This window comes from Herbivorax alkaliphila, from assembly GCF_030848475.1.
Classification (GTDB): Bacteria; Bacillota; Clostridia; order Acetivibrionales; family Acetivibrionaceae; genus Herbivorax.
In genome coordinates this window covers 1-22117 of sequence record NZ_JAVDDS010000056.1, presented here as the reverse complement: position 1 = coordinate 22117, position 22117 = coordinate 1, and the positions used below count along the sequence as shown (strand labels likewise).

Genomic DNA, 22117 nt, shown 5'->3' with positions numbered 1-22117 from the left:
AAAAGATTCTGAGGTTGAAAAACCAGGACAAGTTCCGTTAAATTATGGAGAGCAGAATAATTTGCAGGATTTTGAAAAAAGTGATAAGTCAGAAAGCTTGAGTGTGTGGTCAGCGTACAATTTAGATGAAGAAGTAAAACATATGATTAAGGAACAGAATCCTGATATGGTGATAGAATATGAAAACTTTTCTACTTTTGAAATAACTGAGGAGTACGCCAAGGCATACAATGATGGAACAGCACCGGATGTAATTATTATAGATCCTTTTTCTATGGGTAGCTTTAATTCAACCAATGCATTTGAAAATCTTGAAAAATCTCCTTATAATGCTGAAGCTATGCTATCTAAATATCCAAAACATTTAAAAGGAGCTTTTCGTTCTTTTGATGATAAAAAGCTTCTAGCACTGCCAGTAGAAGTATTTCCCTGTGTTACGTTTTATAGATATGACATTATAAAGCAAGCTGGTTTTCCAGCGGAGCCTGAAGACCTTGCTGTTTTTATGAAAGATACTGAAAATTGGCTGGAGATGGCGAAAAAATTTAGAGAAAACGAACAATATATTGTGTCTTGGCATCTAAATCCATTATTGTATGCAGATTTGAGCAGCAACGTCTTTGATTCAGAACTTAGATATATTAGGAATTATGGGATTTTTACTGAAATGCTTAAATTATCTAACACTATTGATTCTTTAGACTTAGCATCAAGTTCACGGATATCAATGAATGTTGAGGAAGGAAACAGCCTAGAAACAGGAAAGACAGTTATGTTTCAAAATAGTATGAGATACATAAATGTTATAAAAGAGGCCACAAAAGGGAAGACAGATGGGAAATGGAGAATGACACATTTACCATTTGGATTAAATGCTTGGTCAGAAAGTGCTGTTGCGGTTATCTCATCTGAATCTAACAACAAGGAAGCAGCTTGGGGCGTTGTAAAACTTCTAGCAAACAGACATATAGACAAAATGGACAAAATAATGGATCCTGATAAAGCTACAAATATTTACAAATACACTGTATTTGGTGAACAGGATATTGACAGTCTTTACCGAAAATTGATTGAGGACATTCCTGAATATCATTTTACACCTTTAGACGAAAAGGCAAGAGAGATTTGGTGGGATGAGGTGACTAAAGATAATAGTTCCTCAACTTCCTTTACATTAACAATTCACACGGTTTCCCAAACTGTTATACGGGAACTGGAAGAAGACATTACTATATTAAGAGAGATTTTAAAAAACAACTAAAGTTAGTTTTAGATAATATCGGAGCTTTAGAATGAGAAAAAATATCTTTCGAGAAATTAAATTGTGACATTTGTCACATGAAAATTATTATTCATGTCACTTCAATACTAAGTAATAGCCTGTTAAAATAAAATTATAAGAGGTAAAAATGCTTTTGTAAAATCTAAACATAAGCATTTGTGGAACAAGCAAATTTTATTTTATAAATGATAATTCGCAAAGCTATCATTTTAAAAAAAGTTTACAAGGAGGGAAATGAATGGTTATAAATGTAAAGAATTTGGTAAAAAGATATGGAAATCTGCTGGCATTGGATCATTTATCATTAGAAGTAAAAGAAGGTGAAATATATGGTTTATTAGGGCCAAATGGTTCAGGCAAAACTACCGCCATAAACTGTATCCTGTCTTTGCTAAATTATGGTAAGGGAGAAATAAGGATATTTGACAAGCCGATGAAACCAGATGCCCATGATATTAAACGTGATATAGGTGTGGTAATGCAAAATGTAGCTGTTTTTGATGAACTTACCGTTTATGAAAATATCGATTACTTTTGTGGGCTTTATATAAAAGATAAAGATACCCGTCAGCAGTTAGTTGAGGAAGCCATAGAATTTGTAGGACTTAATGATTTTAAAAAGTTTTATCCTAAAAAGTTAAGTGGTGGATTGCTAAGGCGTTTAAATATAGCCTGTGGAATATCTCATAAACCTAAATTAATTATTTTAGACGAGCCCACAGTTGCAGTTGACCCTCAAAGTAGAAATAAGATTTTAGAGGGAATAGTTGAACTAAATAAGCAGGGTGCAACAGTGGTGTACACATCTCATTACATGGAAGAGGTCGAGAGAATTTGTTCTAAAATCACAATTTTAGACAAAGGCCGAATTATTGCAACAGGTACAAAGGAAGAATTAAAAGCCATGATTACATTAGGTGAAACTATAACAGTTGAAACTTATGATATTAAAGAAGAGCAAATTGACTTACTTAGAAAATTGCCTAATATTTCACATGTTGAGTATAAAGATAACTTGTTGATTATAAAGGCTGAAAAAGGTAAAAACAATTTAGAGAGTGTATTGGATTTTATAAAAAAGCAAAGTATCAATTTTGGAAAGATATATTCTGAATTGCCAACTCTAAATGATGTTTTTCTTGAAATAACAGGGAAAGAACTGAGAGATTAGGAGGGATAAGGTGTTTTTTCATATTTTTATTTATAGATTAAAATGCTTGCTGCGTGACAAGCAGATGATATTTTGGACATTGTTGTTTCCTTTATTACTCGCAACATTTTTTAGAATGGCGTTTGGAAACCTTTATGCGGGAGAAAAATTTGAGCCTGTTAGTATTGCAGTTGTTCAAAATGATGCATATGAGGAAGATGCTAATTTCAAATATGTACTTAAAAGTCTCTCAACAGGAGATGAGCGTATGTTTAATCTAAATGAAACTGATGTTGAAGAGGCAAAACAAAAGCTTTCTGAAGGAGAAATTACTGCATATTTTGTTTTAAATGATGATATAGAAATGTTTGTTAGAGGAACTGGTATAGGGCAAACAATTGTAAAAATCTTTTTAGAACAGTATCAACAGACGTTAGCTGTTGCAGAAGATATAGTGAGAGAAAAGCCTGAACTTGCAAATAATATTGGAGAGTATTTAAGCACACAGAACAATTACTTAAGAGAAGTACCTGTAAGTAGTGCTAATCCTAATGTGGTACTCAACTATTTTTATGCGTTGATAGCGATGACGTGTATGTTTGGTGCTTTCTGGGGACAAAAAGATGTTAAGGACATACAGGCAGATCAAAGTGACAGAGCTGCCCGAACTGGTGTAGCACCAGTTCACAAGTTAAAGAGGTATTTATGTGGTGCGTCTGCATCAATTATAATTCATTATATAGAAATACTTATATTAATAGCATATTTGTATTTTGCTTTAGAAGTTGACTTTGGTGAGAGAAATTCTTATGTACTATTTACAGCCTTAATTGGCTCTATAGCTGGGATAGCTTTTGGAAGTTTTGTCAGCTCGGTTGTTAAGAAAAGTGAAAATATAAAAGAAGCCATACTTATTGCAGTTACAATGACAGGATCTTTTCTAGCAGGAATGATGTTTGACCATGTTAAGTACATTGTAGCCAAAAACCTACCAGTTCTAGCATATATAAATCCTGTAAATTTATTAACTGATGCTTTTTACAGCCTGTACTACTACGATACTTTTAATAGATATTGGTTTAATATAGGGCTTTTAACGGCATTTATAATTGTTTTTTCATTTGGAACATATATGGTATTAAGGAGGCAAAAGTATGCCAGTATTTAAGTTAAGCACAAAAATAATACGAAAAAATTTAGCAGGAATGATGATTTATTTAGTTATTTTTATTGGGATGACTTTACTTTTTGCAAATCTTACACAGCAAGAGGCTCCGGATGATTTTACACAAAGTAAAGTGAATTTAGCTTTTATTGCAGAGGAAGAGAGTATATTAATTGAAGGTTTTAAAGAAAATTTGTCCCAATATGCTAATTTTGTTGATATACAAGATAATCGTGAGGCATTGCAAGATGCATTATTTTTTAGAGAGGTATCGTATATCCTTCGTATTCCTGAAGGGTTTACGCAGTCTTTTATGAATGGAGAATCTATTGAGATTGAAAAGACAATAGTACCTGCATCAACTTCAGGGGCATATGTGGACACAACGGTAAACCAATTTTTTGATTTAGCCAGTGTATATATAAATACTTTTGGAGAAATAGGACAAAAAGAATTAGTTGAAAGAGTAAATGATAATATGGATAAAGAAGTTGCTGTTTCATTTATTGATGAGACAAATAATCAGATAAATGTTTTTCAGTATAATTACTTTAACTTTTTAGCATATTCAATGTTTGCAATTTTGGTTTTAGGTATAAGTTCAATAATTATGGTTTTAAATAAAAGAGATATAAAAATGAGAAATATATGTTCGCCGGTATCCCAATTTAAGATGAAACTACAGCTTTTTTTTGGTGTTGCATTCTTTGCAATTTTAGTTTGGGCAGTTATGATGATTTTTTATATGATTTTTGATGGTGAAAATGTTTTAGATGCCAAAACAATTTACTATATGTTAAATGCATTTATTTTTGCAATAGCTGCATCTTCTGTGAGTTTTCTAATTGGAAATATTGTAACAAGTAAAGATTCTCTTTCAGCGGTAACTAATGTAGTTACATTAGGTCCTTGTTTTATCAGTGGTATTTTTGTTCCACAGGAGATTTTAAGTGATACAGTTTTGAGAATTGCAAGCTTTACACCAACTTACTGGTTTGCAAAAAGTAATATTATTATAGCCAATGCAACTGATTTTAGTTTTAATAGTTTAAAACCTTTGTTTAAACCTATGATGATAGAGTTAGGATTTGCCATTCTCTTTTTATCAATTGCTCTTGTATTGATAAAAAAACGCATTGTAAGTGACAGTTAAATATTTAATATGATATAGATAATCAGATTTATACTCTGATTATCTATATCATATTTTTGTAATAAAATATAGCAAGCTGAGTACGATCTCTTAAATTAAGCTTTTCCAGTATAATGCTTATATAATTTCTAATGGTACCTTCAGATAAGAATAACTTTTCTGAAATCTCTTTATTTGACAAACCATCAGCTACAAACTGTATAATTTCTAATTCCTTTTGGTTTAATTCAAAAGGTTTGGCATTTGGTTTATCTTTGAGGAGTGAAGGTATTTTATCAATAATTGCATCTCCATATACCCGTTGACCGGAAAAAACTGTTTTAACAGCAGGAACAATGCTGTCAAAATTTTGTTTTAGTATATATCCCTTTGCTCCTATTTTCAATGCTTTGACAATGTATTCATCATCATTAAAGGTGGTTAAAAAAAGTATTTTTGCCCCACTGTCCTTTTTTAATATTATTTCAGCAGCCTCGATGCCAGTCATTTCACCCATACGTATATCCATTAAAAGCACATCAGGTTTTAAACTGTTATAAAGTTTTATCGCTTCTAGGCCGCTTTGTCCAGTGCCGCATACCTGTACATCATTATCTGCATTTAGTATGGTATTAAGGGAAGTTAAAACCAATTTATCATCATCAATAATTAGTGTTTTCACTGTACATCCTCCTTTGGAACAGAGATGAAAATTTCAAATCCATTTTCTTTACGAAAATTAATTATACCCTTTAAAGCATGAACTCTATCTGTCATATTTGTTAAACCCATTCCGTCCTTTATATTAGTAGACTTTTTTTTGCCGTTGTCTTTTATTATAAATTGATAAAAAGCAGGGTGTTCTCTAAGCTGGATAATTACATAAGTTGCATCGGAGTGCTTTATAATGTTTGACAGGGCTTCCTTGACAATGGATATAATAGCCTGTCTTACAGCCTTTGGGGGCTGTGTGTTTAGTCCGTCATCAAAGTTTATTTCACAAAAACTAAAGTTATTAACTATTGATTCTATTTGCATATGAAGATTAATAGATTTGTCATGCAAATCATGAATACTGTTTCTTATATTGTTCATAGATTCTGACAATGTATCATTTATTGTTTTTAAAGAGGTTTTAAAAGTTTCTTCTTTAGATACAGTTATTAGTGCCCCGATTTGAAGTATGGCACTGGACAATTGGTGACCTACATGGTCATGGATTTCTCTTGCAATACGGTTTCTCTCACTTAAAGCAGTTAAAGTTATGTCGTTATCATATTTTTCTAAAAGATGTTTGTTTTGTGATTTTAGCTTTAAAGACATTTCCCGAGCATTATCTGACAAATTAATATAATCTAGTTTTTGTTTATATAAAGAAAATGATCGATATTTTAATGTAGATGACATAATAATTATTCCTAAGACTATTCCTAATACAGTATAGTCATAATATTCTCGCAGGTGGATAATGGGTATGCAAAAAAGAGGCATTGCCAATTGTTCTTTTTTTAGAAATATATCGTAAACCAATAATGGTATGAAAAAAATCAATTCCGGAATTAAAAATATAAATAATAAAAATACTGAATAAAGAATGCGTTTAATAGTCAAGGAATTAAAATAGCTTAAAAGGCATCCGATTATAATGGAAACAATAACAGGCAATACTGTGATCTCAAGTGTTGTCTGAAAGAGGTATATAAAGAGGCACGTAAATAAGATAATGCACTTGTCAGTTAATTCACTTTTATAAATCAACAGCAAACCTCCTTAAAAGTTACCTGTTTTTATGGATTCATATTTTTTTTAAATTTATAATTATAAATTTTAATTGTTTGAATTTAATATATCACAATTTTGTCTCTGAAAAAAGATGTGATGAAGGAAAAACACGAAAAAGGTGCGAAAGTCTAAAGCTTTCGCACCTTAAAAGATCTTTAAAAAAATCCTTTACTTTTACTGCTGTGCCGGGAAGGATTGAATTATATCGAGTAAATATCTTTGTAAAATAGTACTGTCAGTTGAGTCTATTACTCCGTCTCCATTTAAATCAGCTGCAAGAAGCTGGTCACCTGTGAGCGAAGAAATTTCTAAAATATGTCTTGACATTAAAGTATAATCTGTTGAATCAATTACACCGTCGTTATTAATATCACCAAGAGTAAAAGTTGGTGGTTCTACCACAGATCCTTCAGGAGGGTATACCTCAAAAACAAAAAGTGAATTTCCCCATTCTGTCGCTCTCTGCATACAATAAAGCCTTACATATCTACCAGAAGCCTCTATTTCTATTTGATCAATGCCTCCATCACCATTATATTCAGTAAAAACATCTGTCCAGTTTTCAGCATCATTGGAAACCTGTATCTTATATTGACCTGCATATGCGTCTTCCCACTCAATATAGACTTCACCTAACTCATACTCGTCTTCAAGATCTACATAAATGTATTGGGGATCTGAATATTCGGAAGCCCACCTTGTAGTTACATTTCCATCTACTACATTTTCAGGAACGTTGCCCAAGTCAGGCTCTGTTGAAGATGCAAAAACAGGCTTGTTACGTGACAGACTGCCTTCAGGAAGGGAAAGGTCTGGTGGAGGAACATCAGAAGGTTCAAGCATGGAATCCGGACGTACAGCAATATTTTTTATGCTGTATGGATGAGTGACGGCAACTTCCAATCCCCAGCCGTGCAGAGTGTCATATGTTCCGTCAGTGGTCATATCAAGAAAATCCTGAGGGTTATTGCCCGGTCCCCAGGACCATGGCATATAGCCAATTTCATTATAATAACACTGTTCCAATATTGTTTCCCAGGGGATAGCACCTTCATCGTGTTCTTCCCATGCATGAGCAAATTCGCCAACAATTAATGGAAGCTCCATTTCAACACATTCATTTATTTCATCAATAACTCTTTGTTCATCGTTTCCCCACATATAAGGCCACCACATATGTATCGAAAACATAAGATTGCTGTCTGGGTCAGCATCTATAAGGTAGGGACCGTTTTCTTTTAAAATGTCTATATCCTTACCCCAATCAGCACCATCAATTATAAGCGGAACATGAATTCCAGCCTCTCTCATTCTTGTAACTGCAGTTTCGTAACCGTCTCTAAAATCGCTATCAGAAACCTGTTGACCTACTTCATTACCAATGTTGATTAAAAGATATTCTTGGTGTTTTTGAATAACTTCTACAATATCAGGACGTGTCCAGTAGTCTACAAGTTCAGGCAGCATATCCCATTCACCAGTTGCATCATGAAGCTCTATCATTGGTATCATGTTGTTTTTTCGACAGTTGTATATTGCCAAATCAAGATTTCTTGCAGATCCAGTGGTAAGCCATACTATTCTGATGGCATTTGCCCCTGTTTTTTCAATTTCAGCAAAAGTCTTTTCGCCGCTTACTTCACCCCATATGGTCATTACGTTTGGACCATAAAGGACAACTTTTTCTCCTGTATTGTCGTAAAGGTGCCTTCCCTGAACCCTAAAGCCGGGATATCTGCTTTCGGCAGATATTATAGTTGGAAGACAGGCAACCAGAGAAATTATTATTGCCATAACTAAGCTGATTTTTTTCATGTAAAAACCTCCCTCAAAAAAATTTAAATATGATATTTTTTATAAAAAGCATGTTTTAATTAAGAAAAAACAAAGCATGCTTTTGGTTATGATAAAACTTTAAAAAAATAAAAACTCTATTCTGAAAGTCCCTTCAAAATAGAGTATTCGACAACTTTAATAATTTTAATGGGCATGCAGTTTTTAGATGGGATTATTATTAGATTTAGCTAAACGAGTTCACTCACTCAGATAGCATATTGAGTATTTCATCACATTTTCTTTTATTGCCTATATCAAACCAATCAAGTTTATTATTTTTAATATCTCTTATAATATAATCTGCAGTTTTTATAAAGCTATCGTCTACTGAAGCACCATTTTTTAATAAAAATTCAACTATTTCAGGGTTAAGGGTTTCTGTTGCTAAAAGTATCATAGTTTGATTTGAATCCCTTAATGGTCTGTTAACGTCAATTCCATTTGTGAGAAACAGTTCTATAATTTCTTTTTCTCCATAAAAAACAGATTTATACAAAATATTATTTACAACATTATTTATCTTATCATCTGTTAATTCAATACCTAAATCAATAAAGGTTTTTATTACATCTATATCGTTATAAGCTAATAATGCTTCGGCTCCAAATTCTCCATCTAAAGTAGCACCATTTTCAACAAGATATTTGATTAATTGAGTATCTCTTGATGATGCAGCACGTGGCAATCCGTATGACAAGTGGTCTGTATATCCTTCCCTTATTAAAAGTTCTAATAATTCATAATTTTTTGTACCAATATAGTTATTGGTGTCAATGCAGAAAGTAATTAAAGAGCGTGGGTCTATAAATTTATTTAAAGATATGTCCATTTCTAATATTTCACTAACCACATATAATACATCATACATCATGCTTTCATATTCATCTTCATAATAAGCTGAAAGTACAAGAAAATTTACAGTACTTTGTACATCTGATAAATCTGTATCTATAGCTTCTAAGGCGTTTAACTTTTCAAGATCAAGTTCCATTTCTCGTTCAAGTATAATTTTTGCAATATCAAACCTTTGAGATTTTAGAGCGTCAATAAATAAGGTTGTATTATCCATTTTATTAAATAATATTTCTAAAAAATCATCAGATGCAGGTAACTGTGATAGTGGAATTGAAATTTCTAAATTATTTTTATCAATATGATTTAAAAGTATTTCAAAGCTGCCAGCTTGATTTTTCTGCAAGGACATAGATAAAGCAAAAAAAATTTCATCTGGATTTTTATCAAGTTGATTATCTATCAGTAGCTTTTTTTCTAATGCTTGTGTTTTTCCTCTAGCTGCTAAAGAATATAAACTTTTATCAAAAGCATTTACATATAGATTAGACAGCAAAAGCACCAAAAAAGATAAAATAATCAGTACAAAAGCAAATTTTTTCATTTTACATCACCTTTCTTTAGAAATAGTTAACTTTTCAGATATTTTTTAATATATAATAGTCACCTGTGTTAACTAAAAAATATTTTATTACTACAACTCAGTATTAGTAACATCTTTTGACATTTTAGCGTTATTATAAAATTTTGATGTTTTGATTAAAATAAAGTAAGCCAAAAGGGGAATTATCACACAAAACAACAACACAATGTCTGGAGCAAATAACCTTAAAGTATACTCTGAAGAAACGGATGACAGTATTTGATGAATAATAAAACTAATATAATAAAGCCCTAAAATTTTAAAAAGCGGGCTTAAGTTTTTAAAAGTTGTAACCTGATCATTTTCTTCAAAATTATTTTTTTCATATGCCTTTTTAGAAAAGTGGTAAAATGCTATAGTCAGCAAAATCAGTGCAAAAACTCTTAAGAAAAAGTTTGCGTTAACTTCTCCAAAGTGATAGTAGTCAGTAGATACATTAAAAAGAGAGCTTGTATGAAATCTTATATTAAAACCAAAGAGTTTCCACACTCCACCTAAAAGTATATTAAAGAAACTACTATTAAAAAAGCTTTTCAAAAGATCTGGAATAAAAAAGTATTGTGTATAGTAGTGGGTGGTTATACAGCTAAACCAATACATTAATGATAGCGGGAAAGCTGCAATAACTGTGGCAGTTGCTACTCCCAGTGTAGGAGAAGTTTTTAAAGATTGAATCATCATTAAAAATCCAAACATGAATATTATAGTGAGGAAATCAATGAGTAAAACCCTTGTTAAATTAATAAAATCAGTTTTCCAGGAATAAGTTAAAATCAAACCAACGTTTGCTAAAATGTATATAATAAAATGAGCGGAAAGTATATTAAAAAAACCTGTTAGCCACTTACTTAGAATAATATCCTTTCTCTTAAAGGGCAAACTTGCTGAAAATGTATAATTTAAAGGTTTTCTGTCAGGATAAAAAAGAACAAAGGACATAAATGTCAGGGTAAAAAATACTAAAAATATATACAGCATTTCAGGACCTAAAAAATCACCTAGTTGCCTGTAATTTCTAGGAGTCTCATCATGAAGCCCAAACAAAGAGGAAGTAGAATTATATAAAAAAATTAAAGTTAGTGGCAATATAAACCATTTTGAATATTTCCAATCTCTATATAGTAAAGCTTTTTTAATCATATGTTATTTCCCTCCTTCTAAAAAATAAATTAAAATATCTTCAAGACTTAAAGAGATTTCTTCAATGTGTTCTGTGCCTATTTTTTTAAGTCTTTTTTCAAAATCTTTAGAGTAATTATGTGTAACAAGGTGATGCACATTCCCCATTTTTTCTACATTCATTATGTCTGTATTATCTAAAAAATCTTTAGTTACTCCCCTTTTAAAAGCTACTTGAAATTTTCGTACTTGTTTTTTAGTTTCATCTACACTGGACTCAAAAATTATTGAACCAGATTTAATGATACCGATGCTATCGCATATGTGTTCTACATCTGAAATGTTGTGAGTAGACAAAAGCACCGTTGTTTTATTTTCTGCTACTTCTTCTAAAAGAACTTCTACAATTTTTCTTTTAACAACAGCATCAAGCCCAGAAAATGGTTCGTCTAAAATCAAGTATTTTGGCATGATACAAAGATTTAACATTAGCATAAGTGAGGTTTTAGTCCCTTTTGAAAGATTACTTATTCTTTTTTTAGCATCTACTTTAAAAGTTGTGTTAAGATGGTTGAATTTTTCTTTGCTAAAACTACTATAAGATAAGCTGTACATATGTATAATATCAGTCACCTTATAAGAATCATAATAATGGCAGTAATCAGGAACATAAGCGATTTTAGCTTTTACATCTGGATTGTCAAACACCTCCTTGTTGTTAAACTTCACAAAGCCTTTATCGGCTTTCCATATTCCTGTAATAATTTTAATAAGAGTGGTTTTGCCTGCACCATTTGGACCAATTAATCCAAAAATATGACCTTTTTGAATATTGAGGTTTATATCTTTTAAAACGTTGCTACTATCTAGGGATTTACTAATTCCAGATACTTTTATCAATACAATCACACCCTTTCAATATTTGAATAAATATCATTTACTATTTTAAAAAAATCTTTTTTTTCGATGCCCAAATAATGAGTTTCGATAATAATATCTTTAAGAATATTTTTGATGTTCTCAAGCTTATCTAAGTCCAGTTTAGGACTATAAGAAGAGGACACAAAAGTACCTTTACCTGAAAGTGTTTCTATAACTTTTTGGCGTTCAAGCTCTAAATAAGCCTTACTGACTGTGTTTGGATTTACAGTCAAAAGTTTAGACATTTCTCTCACAGAAGGAAGTTTTTCGCCAGGAGATAATAATTCTTTTAGAATGTTTTCCTTTACTCCATCTACAATTTGTTCATACAAAGGCTTATTACTTCTTGGGTTAATGTTTATCATTTATAATCACTCACCTAGCATAGTATTAAGTGTACTAATGTAAATAGTACACTTAATACTATATCATATAACTTGAACTTTGTAAAGAAATAAAAAAAGAATAACCTTTAGTGTACAAACATAGTAATTAGTAGTGAAATAAATAGACGCTGCTATTGTTGTAAAAGGGATACATATGAAAAAAATTATTGGTTATATTTTATTGATGACAATGGTGATTATAGTTATACCATTTATAATTGTAAAAGGGTGCAGTACAGTTGTTGAAGATCTTATACCGATGGATGAACCAGAAATCTTGGAAAAAAATGAAGTGCTTTATTTGGATGTTTATGTAGCGAGTGAGGGTGAAACAAAAAAAATGCCTCTCGAAGAATACTTAATTGGGGTTGTGGCTGCTGAGATGCCAGCAAAATTTGAAACAGAAGCTTTAAAGGCTCAGGCTGTAGCTGCAAGAACCTATGCATATGGAAGAATGAAAAAAATTTATGCATCTAATAATAGTGATGCTCACAGAGGCGCTGATGTCTGTACTGATTCAGGTCACTGTCAGGCTTGGATAAGCAGAGCGGATGCCATTAAAAAATGGGGAGAGGATAGTGGAAAAGAAAATTGGGATAAGATAAAAAGAGCAGTTAATGAGACAGAAAATATAATTATTTGGTATGAAAATAAAGTTGTTAATCCTTTATATCATGCAAATAGTGGTGGCATAACAGAAAATTCTGAAAATGTATGGGACGGAGTAGAAGTGCCTTATTTAAGAAGTGTAAAAAGTAAAGGAGAAGATGCCAGCTCGGAATATGAAGTGGTGACAACATTTAAGGAAGAAGATTTTATAAGTGCATTTAAAAGTGAACTTCCTGATTTGAAAATTGAGGAAGAAAATCTATTAGATCAGGTTGAAGTACTTGAAAGAACAGATAGTGAAAGGGTAGATAGAATTAAAGTGGGAGATGTTAATTTAAAGGGAACTGATTTTAGAAGAATTTTAGACTTAAGATCTACAAACTTTATTATTGAAGAAGAGGAATCTGGTGAAATAAAGATAACCACTATAGGTTATGGGCATGGAGTGGGAATGAGTCAGTGGGGAGCCAACCATCTTGCAAAAGAAGGAAAGGGCTTTGAAGAAATTATAAAACATTACTATAAAGAAGTAGAGTTAGATAACATAAAAAATATAGAAGAAAACTTTGAAAACTATTAAATTAATTAGCGTTAATAATTGTTATGGCTTTTTACTTCTAATTTTATAAAACAGGTGTATGTTATTTTTCTTTACCTTTATTGCATACACCTGTGAATTTTTAAACCTGAAACATCAGATTGGGATAAAATATTAAAAAAATTTCACCTCTATGTATATTGTTCCCATTTGGGGAAACAATAATTTATGGAGGTGGAAAAAGTGAATTTTAAAAAATTATTTCCGGATAAAAAAATCACACAAAAGAAAATACTAGAATTTTTTGACAAAAAAGGTTTTTTCGTTGTTTTGGGTTTGTGTTTAACTATTATAGGAGTAACGGCTTACTTAGTGGCGTCTAGTAGTTATGAAGAAGAAATAATTACTCATGAAATGATGGATGGTATTCAAGAAGATATTGGGCAAAGCACTGCTTACTTTGAAGAAGATGAAGATGTAGTTGCAGACAAAAAAGTAGAGGATGAAACTTCTTTAGATGACAAGGAGATGGCAGATGAAGGTGATGTAGAGGAAAAAGAAGAAACAAAAGAGCAGATTTCAGATTCAAACTTAGCACAAGAAGATGAAGATATTCCTGTAGCAAAGGAAAGTGTAGAGAATATTGAATCAGAAGTGGCAGATACAGATGTTGAAAGTCAGGAAACAGAAGTGGTAGATACAGGTGGTCAAAGCCAGGAATTAGATGCTGTTGAGGCAGTGAAAGTGCCTAAATTTATTATGCCTGTACATGGAGACATTATATTAGAATTTGCTATTGATAAACTGGTGTATTCAAAGACTTTAAATGAATGGAGAGCACATACAGGCGTTGGTATAAGTTCAGAAAGAGGAACACCTGTAAAGGTTGTTGCAGATGGGGTTGTATCAAACATTAAAAATGATCCAAGACTTGGGATTACTATTATTGTTGAACATTCAAAAGATTTAAAAACCGTATATGCAAACCTTGCAAGTGGTGAAATGGTAACTCCAAATCAAAAAGTAGAGAGGGGAGAGGTAATTGGCAGTGTTGGGAATACGGCTAGTTTTAAAGCAGCAGACCCCTCACATCTTCACTTTGAAGTATTAAAAGAAAATCAACCTGTAGATCCTATAAAGTTTTTACCAGTTGATTGAGTAAAAACTTCTAAAACGGGGTCAGGCTTTAATAATTTACTTACTCGTATGAGTAAGTAAATTATTAAAGCCTGACCCCGTTTTATTAATCTATCATAACTACATTTAAAGCAGCATATATATTATTGTAGCGATAGCGAATTTTCTTAGAAAGCGTTGTTTTATATTCAGGAAATAAACAGCTAAGAACAATTTATTAAAAAACACTTATATTACAAGGACATTCAATAGAAAGTACATACTATACACAAAATTACCTTGTTTTGTTCAGGACTGTTATTGGGTCTAGCCACAAAATCAATGTATTTGAGGTAAGAAAAAACAAGTCAGGTAGTTGAATTGTCAATAGAGATCAACTGTAAGGGGGGCGTATCATTGAAAGGGTACATAGAAGAAAGAGCACTTGAACTGGCTGGATTTATAATTGAAAACAAGGCAACAGTGAGAGCCGCTGCGAAAAAATTTGGAATAAGTAAAAGTACAGTACATAAGGATGTAACAGAAAGATTGATGCAAATAAACTATGCTTTAGCCGAAAAGGCTAAAACAGTTTTAGAAAAAAATAAAGCTGAAAGACACATCAGAGGAGGAATGGCAACAAAAGCTAAATATAAAGAAAAAAATGGAGCTATTTTAAAAAGAGAGATTTAAATGAATTTGTTTAGATGAAACTGGAATTTTAAAATCAGATAAAAGGTTATTAAGAACTTTGAGTGAGATTTTATACACTTAAAGTTTTTTTTATCAGATTAATTTTTTTCCTTGGATTGCACAAAAATGTTGCAATATTAATATAGTGTGATAATATTAATATTGATATAGATTTTGTTTTCTTTTCTATTCTGAATTTCGAAAGGAAGATGCGTTTTGTTTGGAATTGGGCAGGATATAGGTATAGACTTAGGAACAGCAACAATACTTGTATATATAAAAGGAAAAGGTGTTGTGCTTAGCGAACCTTCGGTTGTGGCTTTAGATCAAAATAACAACAAACTTTTAGCTGTGGGAGAAGAGGCTAGAAGGATGTTGGGAAGGACACCTGGCAACATAGTTGCAATACGACCTTTAAGAGAGGGAGTAATTTCGGATTATAATATAACCGAGAGAATGCTAAAGTATTTTATAAATAAGGTTACTGGAAGCAGAGCTTTTAAGCTTTTCAAACCAAGAATTATTGTATGTGTTCCAAGTGGAGTAACAGAAGTTGAAAAAAGAGCCGTAAGAGAAGCTTCTAATCAGGCAGGTGCAAGAAGAACATATCTTATTGAAGAACCAATAGCAGCAGCTATTGGCTCAGGAATAGACATTTCAAAAGCTTGTGGAAGCATGGTTATAGATATAGGTGGAGGAACTACGGATGTAGCGGTTATATCTTTAGGTGGAACAGTTGTTAGTTCTTCTATAAAAGTAGCTGGAGACAAGTTTGATGAAGCCATTGTAAGGTATATGAGAAAGAAACATAATATAATGATAGGTGAACGCACTTCTGAAGAACTAAAGATAAATATTGGAACTGTGTATCCTAGAGTTCAGGAAGTTACGATGGACATAAGGGGAAGGAATCTCATATCTGGATTACCCAAAACCATTACCGTTTCCTCTACAGAAATTATGGAGGCTTTAGAAGAGCCTGTTTCAAGCATTGTTGAAACTGTACACTCTGTGCTTGAAAGAACACCACCAGAACTGGCATCAGACATTAGTGACCGTGGAATTGTTATGACAGGTGGAGGAAGTCTGATGTATGGATTTGATAAGTTAATTCAAGAAAAAACAGGAATTAATGTGGTTGTCGCAGATGATGCTGTGTCAAGTGTTGCTTTAGGAACAGGAAAAGCACTGGATAATATTGAGATTATGGAAAAAAGTGAAGAAGCTGAGCAAATGAATCGCAGATAAACAAAGACAGGGGGACGGTTCTCTTGTCTCATTTTAAAATGAGACAAGAGAACCGTCCCCCTGTCTTTTTGTCTTCCTTGACTTGTGTTATGTGTAGTTATATAATGGTATAAAGAAATGTATTTACAAATTTTTAGGTTATAATTAAAAAAGGCGGAGTAAAAATGAGAAAAAATTTACTAGTTTCATTCATCATAAGTCTAGATTTCTGTTGATATTTGCATTTTATTTATAGATTTAGTATAATAGGTTAAACTAATAAGTTTCAAAGGGAAAAATAAAAGTTTTTAAGTTATTATTTTGTTATATGTTGAAATATTTTAATTATAACTTTTAGGAGGGTAAAGAAGTAATGAATAGAATGAGTATAACTATATTTATTGTTTTTATTATATTTATCATATTAAGTTCATGTGTATTTGTATCTAATCCAAAGGAAATTCAAGGTTCGGGAATTCTTACAAAACAAGAAAAGAGTTTTACTGATTTTAATAGTTTAAACATTTGTAGCGACTTTAATGTTATTGTAGAAAAGGGTACAGAGTACCAAGTTGTAATAGAAGCAGATGATAATTTGTGGGAATATCTAGAAATTGAATTATATGAAGATACTTTGATTTTAAATTGGGATAGGGATTTTCAGTTTAAAGAAAATACCTTTAATGCATTCATAAAAATGCCTGATATTAAAAAAATTGAAACACGAAATGATTCAATAGTAAAGTTAGATGAAGAATTTATTCTATCTGATAATTCTATTGAATTAAACTTATATAACAGTTCTATGATTGAAGGAGCAATTCAAGCAAAAAAAATAGATATATTAATGAAAAATAGCAGTTATCTTAAATTAGAAGGAAAAAGTAAAGAGTTAAATTTAGATTTATCAATTAAAGCTGAAGCAGATTTGTTAAAATTTAAATCTGAAAAATCAAAAATTAATGCTAAAAATAGTAGTAGAGTTTACCTTCTATCACCGAATGAATTAGATTTATTTATGAAAAATAGCAGTTATCTTAAATTAGAGGGTAAAGGTGAAGAATTAAATATGAATTTGTTGAATAGTGTCACAGTAGATATTTCTGATTATAATGGTGATAAAGTAAATATAGATAAAAAGCACTCAAGTAGAGTTATAGAAAGATAAAAAGAACAATCTAATGATACTAAGTTTAGTATTTTATGATAAGAAAAATAATTGATTAACTTGTATATAAGGGGAGATATAGTTTGTTTTCTAATTTTAAATCATTAAACGAAATTTTTTATAATAATTCAATTAATTTTGGAGATAAAAAGCTTGTTTACTTTAGAGATGATGAAAACAAGGAAAAAGCCTATTCATATAAAGATATAATGTATTACTCAATGGATTTGTCCAAAAAATTGATAAATTATAATTTAAAAACAGGTGATAAGGTAATTATTTCATTAGATACAGGAGTGAATTTCATTATAAGTTTTTTTGGAGTTTTATTTAGTGGAGCAATACCTATACCAATACCGCCTGTAAATTCTTCCAAAAAAGACACGATTAATAGGATGAAACATATATTGCTTGATAGTAATGCTAAATATGTAATAGTACATAAAAAAATAGAAGATAAATGTTATAAACAAATGCAAGGCATGATAGAAAAACTTAATATGCAAAGAATAATTGTGAATTTGTATTACACAAGGCTTGGATTAGACAAAAATATTGAGTATTATACACTTAAATCAGAAGATGTTTGTTTTATACAGTACACATCTGGTAGTTCTGGACTACCAAAAGGTGTTCCAATCAAGCAAAAGAATTTATTTCATAATGTAGATACTATTTCCAGAGCAATAGATATAAAAGAGAAGGATTTTGCAGTTTCTTGGTTGCCTTTATATCATGATATGGGTCTTGCCTTTATCAAAAGTTTACGATAAAGGCAATTATCGAAAGTATTTGCTTATCGAAAGAAAGGAGCTGATGTGTGATTAATTCAGCAGGTTTAAACTGAATTACTTACGATAATACTTTGGGTAGAATTAATAAATCTATTCTGGAGGTGTTATCAAAATGACACAGTTAACAATTAAAGAGTTATCTGAAAAGGTATTAGAAGAACTACAAAAACTTAAATATTCATATAATTCAATATCGACGTTTGTCAAGACAGATGTCGAAAAAAATTAAATAATTTTCAAAAAAGTTATGTAAATTGTGCTATTTTTTAAAATTTATAAATAATATTGTATTAAATTACATTAAACAAATTATTTCACTCTGAAGTATATTTTTGTTATGTTATGAATATACAAAGTAGTGTTTGGATAGCGCTTGGAACAAATAATGTTAAAACGCTAATGCTTTTTTTATTATTATTGGGGATCTACGCGGTATCCCCAAACCCCTTCCGCGTGAAGAATAAAAACAAATTTTAAACCCCAAAAATTTATTTTTATTCTTTGTATTTAGCTACCAAATCCTGTTTTCAAGGTATCTTGTTTGTTTTTAATTGGGTTTAAAGCCACTTCTCTTATTGGATCCCAATCTCTTATAGGCTTTTTCCAGCGTTCAGGATGTAATTTCTTTGCTGTTTCATAAACCTTTTTTCTCTTTTTTAATATTTCATTTACTTGGCCTGTATGCACTGAGTTAGGTGTTGTAAATTTAAGGCTGCTATGATAGTGTTCATTGTTATACCAATCTACAAAATTATTTACCCATTCCCTTGCTTCATCAATAGTTTCGAAACCTTTTCTTGGATAATTAGGTCGATATTTACATGTTCTAAATAATGACTCCGAATAAGGATTGTCATTACTCACTCTTGGTCTAGAATATGATTTTATAATACCTAAACTTTCTAATTTGCTTTTTAATGTAAAGGACTTCATAGGCGGACCATTATCTGAATGTAATATCAATGGTTTATTTCTAACTTTTTCTGATGTAACAGTTCTTTCAACTAGTTGTGAAGCAAGTTCTCCATTTTCGTCATGCCAAACTTCCCAGCCTACTATTTTCCTGCTATATATATCTACTATCATATATAATTTATAGTATAGTCCTCTTACTGATGTATTTAAGTATGTTATATCCCATGACCAAACTTCATTAGGAGCTTTGGCTATATGTGTTTCAGGGGTTTTACGCATTGTAGGCGCTTTACTACGCCCTCTATTATGTTGCATATTTTCGTTTCTTAATATTCTATACATAGTTGATTCTGAAGCAATATATATCCCCTTATCAGCAAGTGTAGGGACTATCTGTGACGGTGGTAAATCAACAAATCCAGGTGAATTTACAATCCTTAAAATAGATTTATATTCGTCTTGTGTTAATTTGTTTACAGGTTCAGGTCTATCTGCATAAGGTCTTTGATCTTCCTTGATATTATTTCCTTCTACCCATCTTTCATATGTTCTATCAGTTATACCTGCTATTTTACATGCTTGCTTTAGCCGTGCACCATTTTCTCTTGCTTCATTTATTAGTTTTATTATTGTTTGGCGTTCCGATAAGGTAGTTAATCGTCCTCTTCCTCCCGGAACGCTTGTAGCTTTTTTCTAAGCACCAACAATGCAGCTGCTTCTGCCAATGCTTTATCCTTTCTGTTTATCTCCTTTTCAAGAGATTTAACTTTTTTCTTTTCTTTCGTTAATTCTTCTTTTGCTTCTTTAACAGGTTCAGGTTCTTTATCTAGAGCCGAAGCAAAACACTTTTGCCATCTTTTTACTTCCTGTACATATAAACCATTCTTTCTACAATATTCATTTAATTCATACTCTGATAATGTATACGTTTCTACAACAACCAGAAATTTATCTTTTGAGATATTAATTTTTTTACTACTTTTGTTCAACTCTTTTGATTTCCATGTACTTAAAGTACCTAATGGTATGCCTGTTTCATTTGAAACTTCTGACAATGACATATTATTAGGAGGTAATATTTTCATAAGAATTGATTCTTTTTGTTCTTTTGAATATGTTTTGTTGTTTTTGTTATCTTTCCCCATAGTTATCGTCTCCTTTTTATCTCTTATTTGACCTTAACACAATTTTTACCTTACGACAACTATTTTAACACAGGGGGATATGCAGTTTCCGTGCTGCATTTAAGAGAATCCAATCATTTATCGAAGACAAGGAAGAGAAGTATTTCACTGAAGAACTTGGCAGGCAGTATCTTTTAGAACGTTATAATTGTGATGTAGATTATTATTCGGAAGCATGTCCAAGTAATGCAAAGCATGCCATGCGTCAAGTTCGACTACTTGGTGACTACCAGTTACATGGTGTGATTATACGTAGGATTGTCAAAAAGAAAGGCTACACCAAACCTCCGCAGTTTGAAAAAGTACTTTCGGATTATGAAATTGAGTGTGAAAATAACCAATATTCAAAAAGGGGTATGCGGACTCGTTTACAACGTCTGTTCTTTTTTATTGATTATCTCAATCTGCGAAAAATCATGGATGTGAATAATATTACACCCGCAATTATTTCTGATTATGTAAAGACAATCTACCATCACCATGAGAAAAGCATGGCTTCAATATTGACAACATTGCGTGTTTTTTTGAGGTTTCTATACACGAAAGGCTTAACATCGTCTGATTTATCTTTATCAGTTCCAAAGCATACAAAATATTGGTACCCTGCAGTTCCTACTACTTGGAACCCAGACAATGTTAAAAAAATGCTTGACTCAATTGACAGAGGTAACCCTACTGGGAAACGTGACTATGCGATACTTCTTATTGTGGCAAAACTGGGCATACGCGTTGGTGATATTAAAAACTTACAACTTACTCATCTGGACTGGCATGAAAAGAAAATTCATTTCACTCAACAAAAAACAGGTACATATATTTCGTTTCCGATTTTAAACGACATTGGATGGGCAATTATTGACTACTTGAAAAATGGGAGACCTGTAAGCGATAGCCCATATCTTTTTTTAAGAGCTTTTGCACCATACAAAGCATTTGGACAGAATGCAAATCTCCACAATATCATAGTAAAATATACAAGAAGGGCCAAAATTAGAATTCCAAAGGGAAATCGCCAGGGACTGCATTCACTCAGGCATACTCTTGCAAGTACTATGTTGGGAAAAGGGACACCTTTGCCTGTCATTTCAGAGGTACTTGGGCATGTTAATTCCAAGTCAACATCCGTTTATCTTCGCACCAATATGGATGAACTGAAACAGTGTGCCGTTGACCCAGAGGAGGTGCTTTTAAATGAGTAATCAAATTATTTTTCATAGTGTCTTATCTGATATATTCTGTTCGTATATTGATGAAAAACACGCTCTGGGATACAGTTTTAACAAAGGAGAATCCATGCTTAAACGGTTTGATGCTTTTTTACAAACACAGAATCACTCCCAAATTAACCTTCCTAGGGACTTGGTTATTGAATGGTGCAAACAATCCCCAAATGAAACAATAAATAACCGTGCACGCCGTATTTCACTGCTGAGAGGCTTGGCAGAATACATGAATAGAATTGGTTATCCTGCATATATTCTTCCAAAAGGGATGGTTACTATTGATAGATATGCATATCAGCCATACATTTTTTCGAACGAAGAAATTCGGCGAATACTTGTTGCCTGCGATAATTATTCACCTTCTGCAACTTCACCCTATAGGCATAAAATTATCCCGTTGCTCATGCGGATTTTATATGGTTGTGGGCTTAGGGTTTCAGAA

Annotated in this window: 19 protein-coding genes and 1 pseudogene; 12 read left to right on the top strand and 8 right to left on the bottom strand. The window is 31.7% G+C overall.

Annotated features, from left to right (window positions below; translation table 11 throughout):
* The 4 genes from RBH29_RS15245 to RBH29_RS15230 all read left to right on the top strand — a co-directional run.
* On the top strand, positions 1–1261 hold a 1261-nt coding region (locus RBH29_RS15245; protein ID WP_306697804.1), incomplete at its 5' end, for an ABC transporter substrate-binding protein.
* 259 nt (positions 1262–1520) lie between these two features.
* Positions 1521–2453 carry an ABC transporter ATP-binding protein gene (locus tag RBH29_RS15240; RefSeq protein WP_306697803.1) on the top strand — a complete coding sequence of 311 codons (933 nt, stop codon included), beginning with the start codon at positions 1521–1523 and terminating at the stop codon, positions 2451–2453.
* Between the two features lie 10 nt (positions 2454–2463).
* Positions 2464–3600 carry an ABC transporter permease gene (locus RBH29_RS15235; protein ID WP_306697802.1) on the top strand — a complete coding sequence of 379 codons (1137 nt, stop codon included), beginning with the start codon at positions 2464–2466 and terminating at the stop codon, positions 3598–3600.
* Positions 3587–4750, top strand: coding sequence for an ABC transporter permease (locus tag RBH29_RS15230; protein ID WP_306697800.1), 1164 nt, complete (start codon positions 3587–3589; stop codon positions 4748–4750). The genes RBH29_RS15235 and RBH29_RS15230 overlap by 14 nt, the downstream gene beginning before the upstream one ends.
* 43 nt (positions 4751–4793) lie before the next feature.
* On the opposite strand, the gene RBH29_RS15225 is transcribed toward RBH29_RS15230, so the two are convergent.
* From RBH29_RS15225 to RBH29_RS15195, 7 genes are all read right to left on the bottom strand, one after another.
* Positions 4794–5411, bottom strand: coding sequence for a response regulator transcription factor (locus RBH29_RS15225; RefSeq protein ID WP_306697799.1), 618 nt, complete (start codon positions 5409–5411; stop codon positions 4794–4796).
* A complete protein-coding gene (locus tag RBH29_RS15220; RefSeq protein WP_306697798.1) occupies positions 5408–6136 on the bottom strand; it encodes a sensor histidine kinase in 729 nt (242 codons plus the stop codon). Before RBH29_RS15220 ends, RBH29_RS15225 begins: the two co-directional genes overlap by 4 nt.
* A 549-nt stretch (positions 6137–6685) precedes the next feature.
* Positions 6686–8326, bottom strand: a complete 1641-nt coding sequence (locus RBH29_RS15215) for a discoidin domain-containing protein (RefSeq protein ID WP_306697797.1) — start codon at positions 8324–8326, stop codon at positions 6686–6688.
* A gap of 223 nt (positions 8327–8549) precedes the next feature.
* Complete coding sequence (locus RBH29_RS15210) at positions 8550–9743, bottom strand: ankyrin repeat domain-containing protein (RefSeq protein ID WP_306697796.1); 1194 nt, start codon at positions 9741–9743, stop codon at positions 8550–8552.
* A gap of 90 nt (positions 9744–9833) precedes the next feature.
* Positions 9834–10922, bottom strand: coding sequence for a hypothetical protein (locus RBH29_RS15205; protein WP_306697795.1), 1089 nt, complete (start codon positions 10920–10922; stop codon positions 9834–9836).
* Positions 10923–10925: 3 nt separating this feature from the next.
* Complete coding sequence (locus RBH29_RS15200; RefSeq protein ID WP_306697793.1) at positions 10926–11801, bottom strand: ABC transporter ATP-binding protein; 876 nt, start codon at positions 11799–11801, stop codon at positions 10926–10928.
* A gap of 5 nt (positions 11802–11806) precedes the next feature.
* A complete protein-coding gene (locus tag RBH29_RS15195) occupies positions 11807–12187 on the bottom strand; it encodes a GntR family transcriptional regulator (RefSeq protein ID WP_306697792.1) in 381 nt (126 codons plus the stop codon).
* Between the two features lie 175 nt (positions 12188–12362).
* Between RBH29_RS15195 and spoIID the strand changes: the two genes are divergently transcribed.
* From spoIID to RBH29_RS15165, 6 genes are all read left to right on the top strand, one after another.
* Positions 12363–13397 (top strand): stage II sporulation protein D, encoded by a 1035-nt coding sequence (gene spoIID, locus RBH29_RS15190; RefSeq protein ID WP_306697790.1) that lies wholly within the window; start codon positions 12363–12365, stop codon positions 13395–13397.
* 201 nt (positions 13398–13598) lie between these two features.
* A complete protein-coding gene (locus tag RBH29_RS15185) occupies positions 13599–14513 on the top strand; it encodes a M23 family metallopeptidase (RefSeq protein WP_306697789.1) in 915 nt (304 codons plus the stop codon).
* Between the two features lie 375 nt (positions 14514–14888).
* Entirely contained in the window at positions 14889–15164 is a 276-nt protein-coding gene (gene spoIIID, locus RBH29_RS15180) for a sporulation transcriptional regulator SpoIIID (protein ID WP_306697788.1), read from the top strand.
* A gap of 216 nt (positions 15165–15380) precedes the next feature.
* Positions 15381–16412: a rod shape-determining protein gene (gene mreB, locus RBH29_RS15175; protein ID WP_306697787.1), complete on the top strand. Its 1032-nt coding sequence runs from the start codon at positions 15381–15383 to the stop codon at positions 16410–16412.
* A gap of 352 nt (positions 16413–16764) precedes the next feature.
* Entirely contained in the window at positions 16765–17559 is a 795-nt protein-coding gene (locus tag RBH29_RS15170; protein WP_306697786.1) for a GIN domain-containing protein, read from the top strand.
* Positions 17560–17642: 83 nt separating this feature from the next.
* A complete protein-coding gene (locus RBH29_RS15165; RefSeq protein ID WP_306697785.1) occupies positions 17643–18332 on the top strand; it encodes an AMP-binding protein in 690 nt (229 codons plus the stop codon).
* Positions 18333–18860: 528 nt separating this feature from the next.
* Here the strand turns inward: RBH29_RS15165 and RBH29_RS15160 are convergent.
* A protein-coding gene (locus RBH29_RS15160; RefSeq protein ID WP_373463346.1) for an IS3 family transposase occupies positions 18861–20353 on the bottom strand; the annotation gives its coding sequence in 2 pieces (ribosomal slippage) (positions 18861–19934 and positions 19937–20353; 1491 coding nt in all).
* A 590-nt stretch (positions 20354–20943) separates the two neighbouring features.
* On the opposite strand from RBH29_RS15160, the gene RBH29_RS15155 reads away from it, so the two are divergent.
* Positions 20944–21651 (top strand): site-specific integrase, encoded by a 708-nt coding sequence (locus RBH29_RS15155; protein WP_306697784.1) that lies wholly within the window; start codon positions 20944–20946, stop codon positions 21649–21651.
* A pseudogene (locus RBH29_RS15150) lies at positions 21644–22117 on the top strand (hypothetical protein); the annotation flags it as partial. The gene RBH29_RS15155 and the pseudogene RBH29_RS15150, both read left to right, overlap by 8 nt.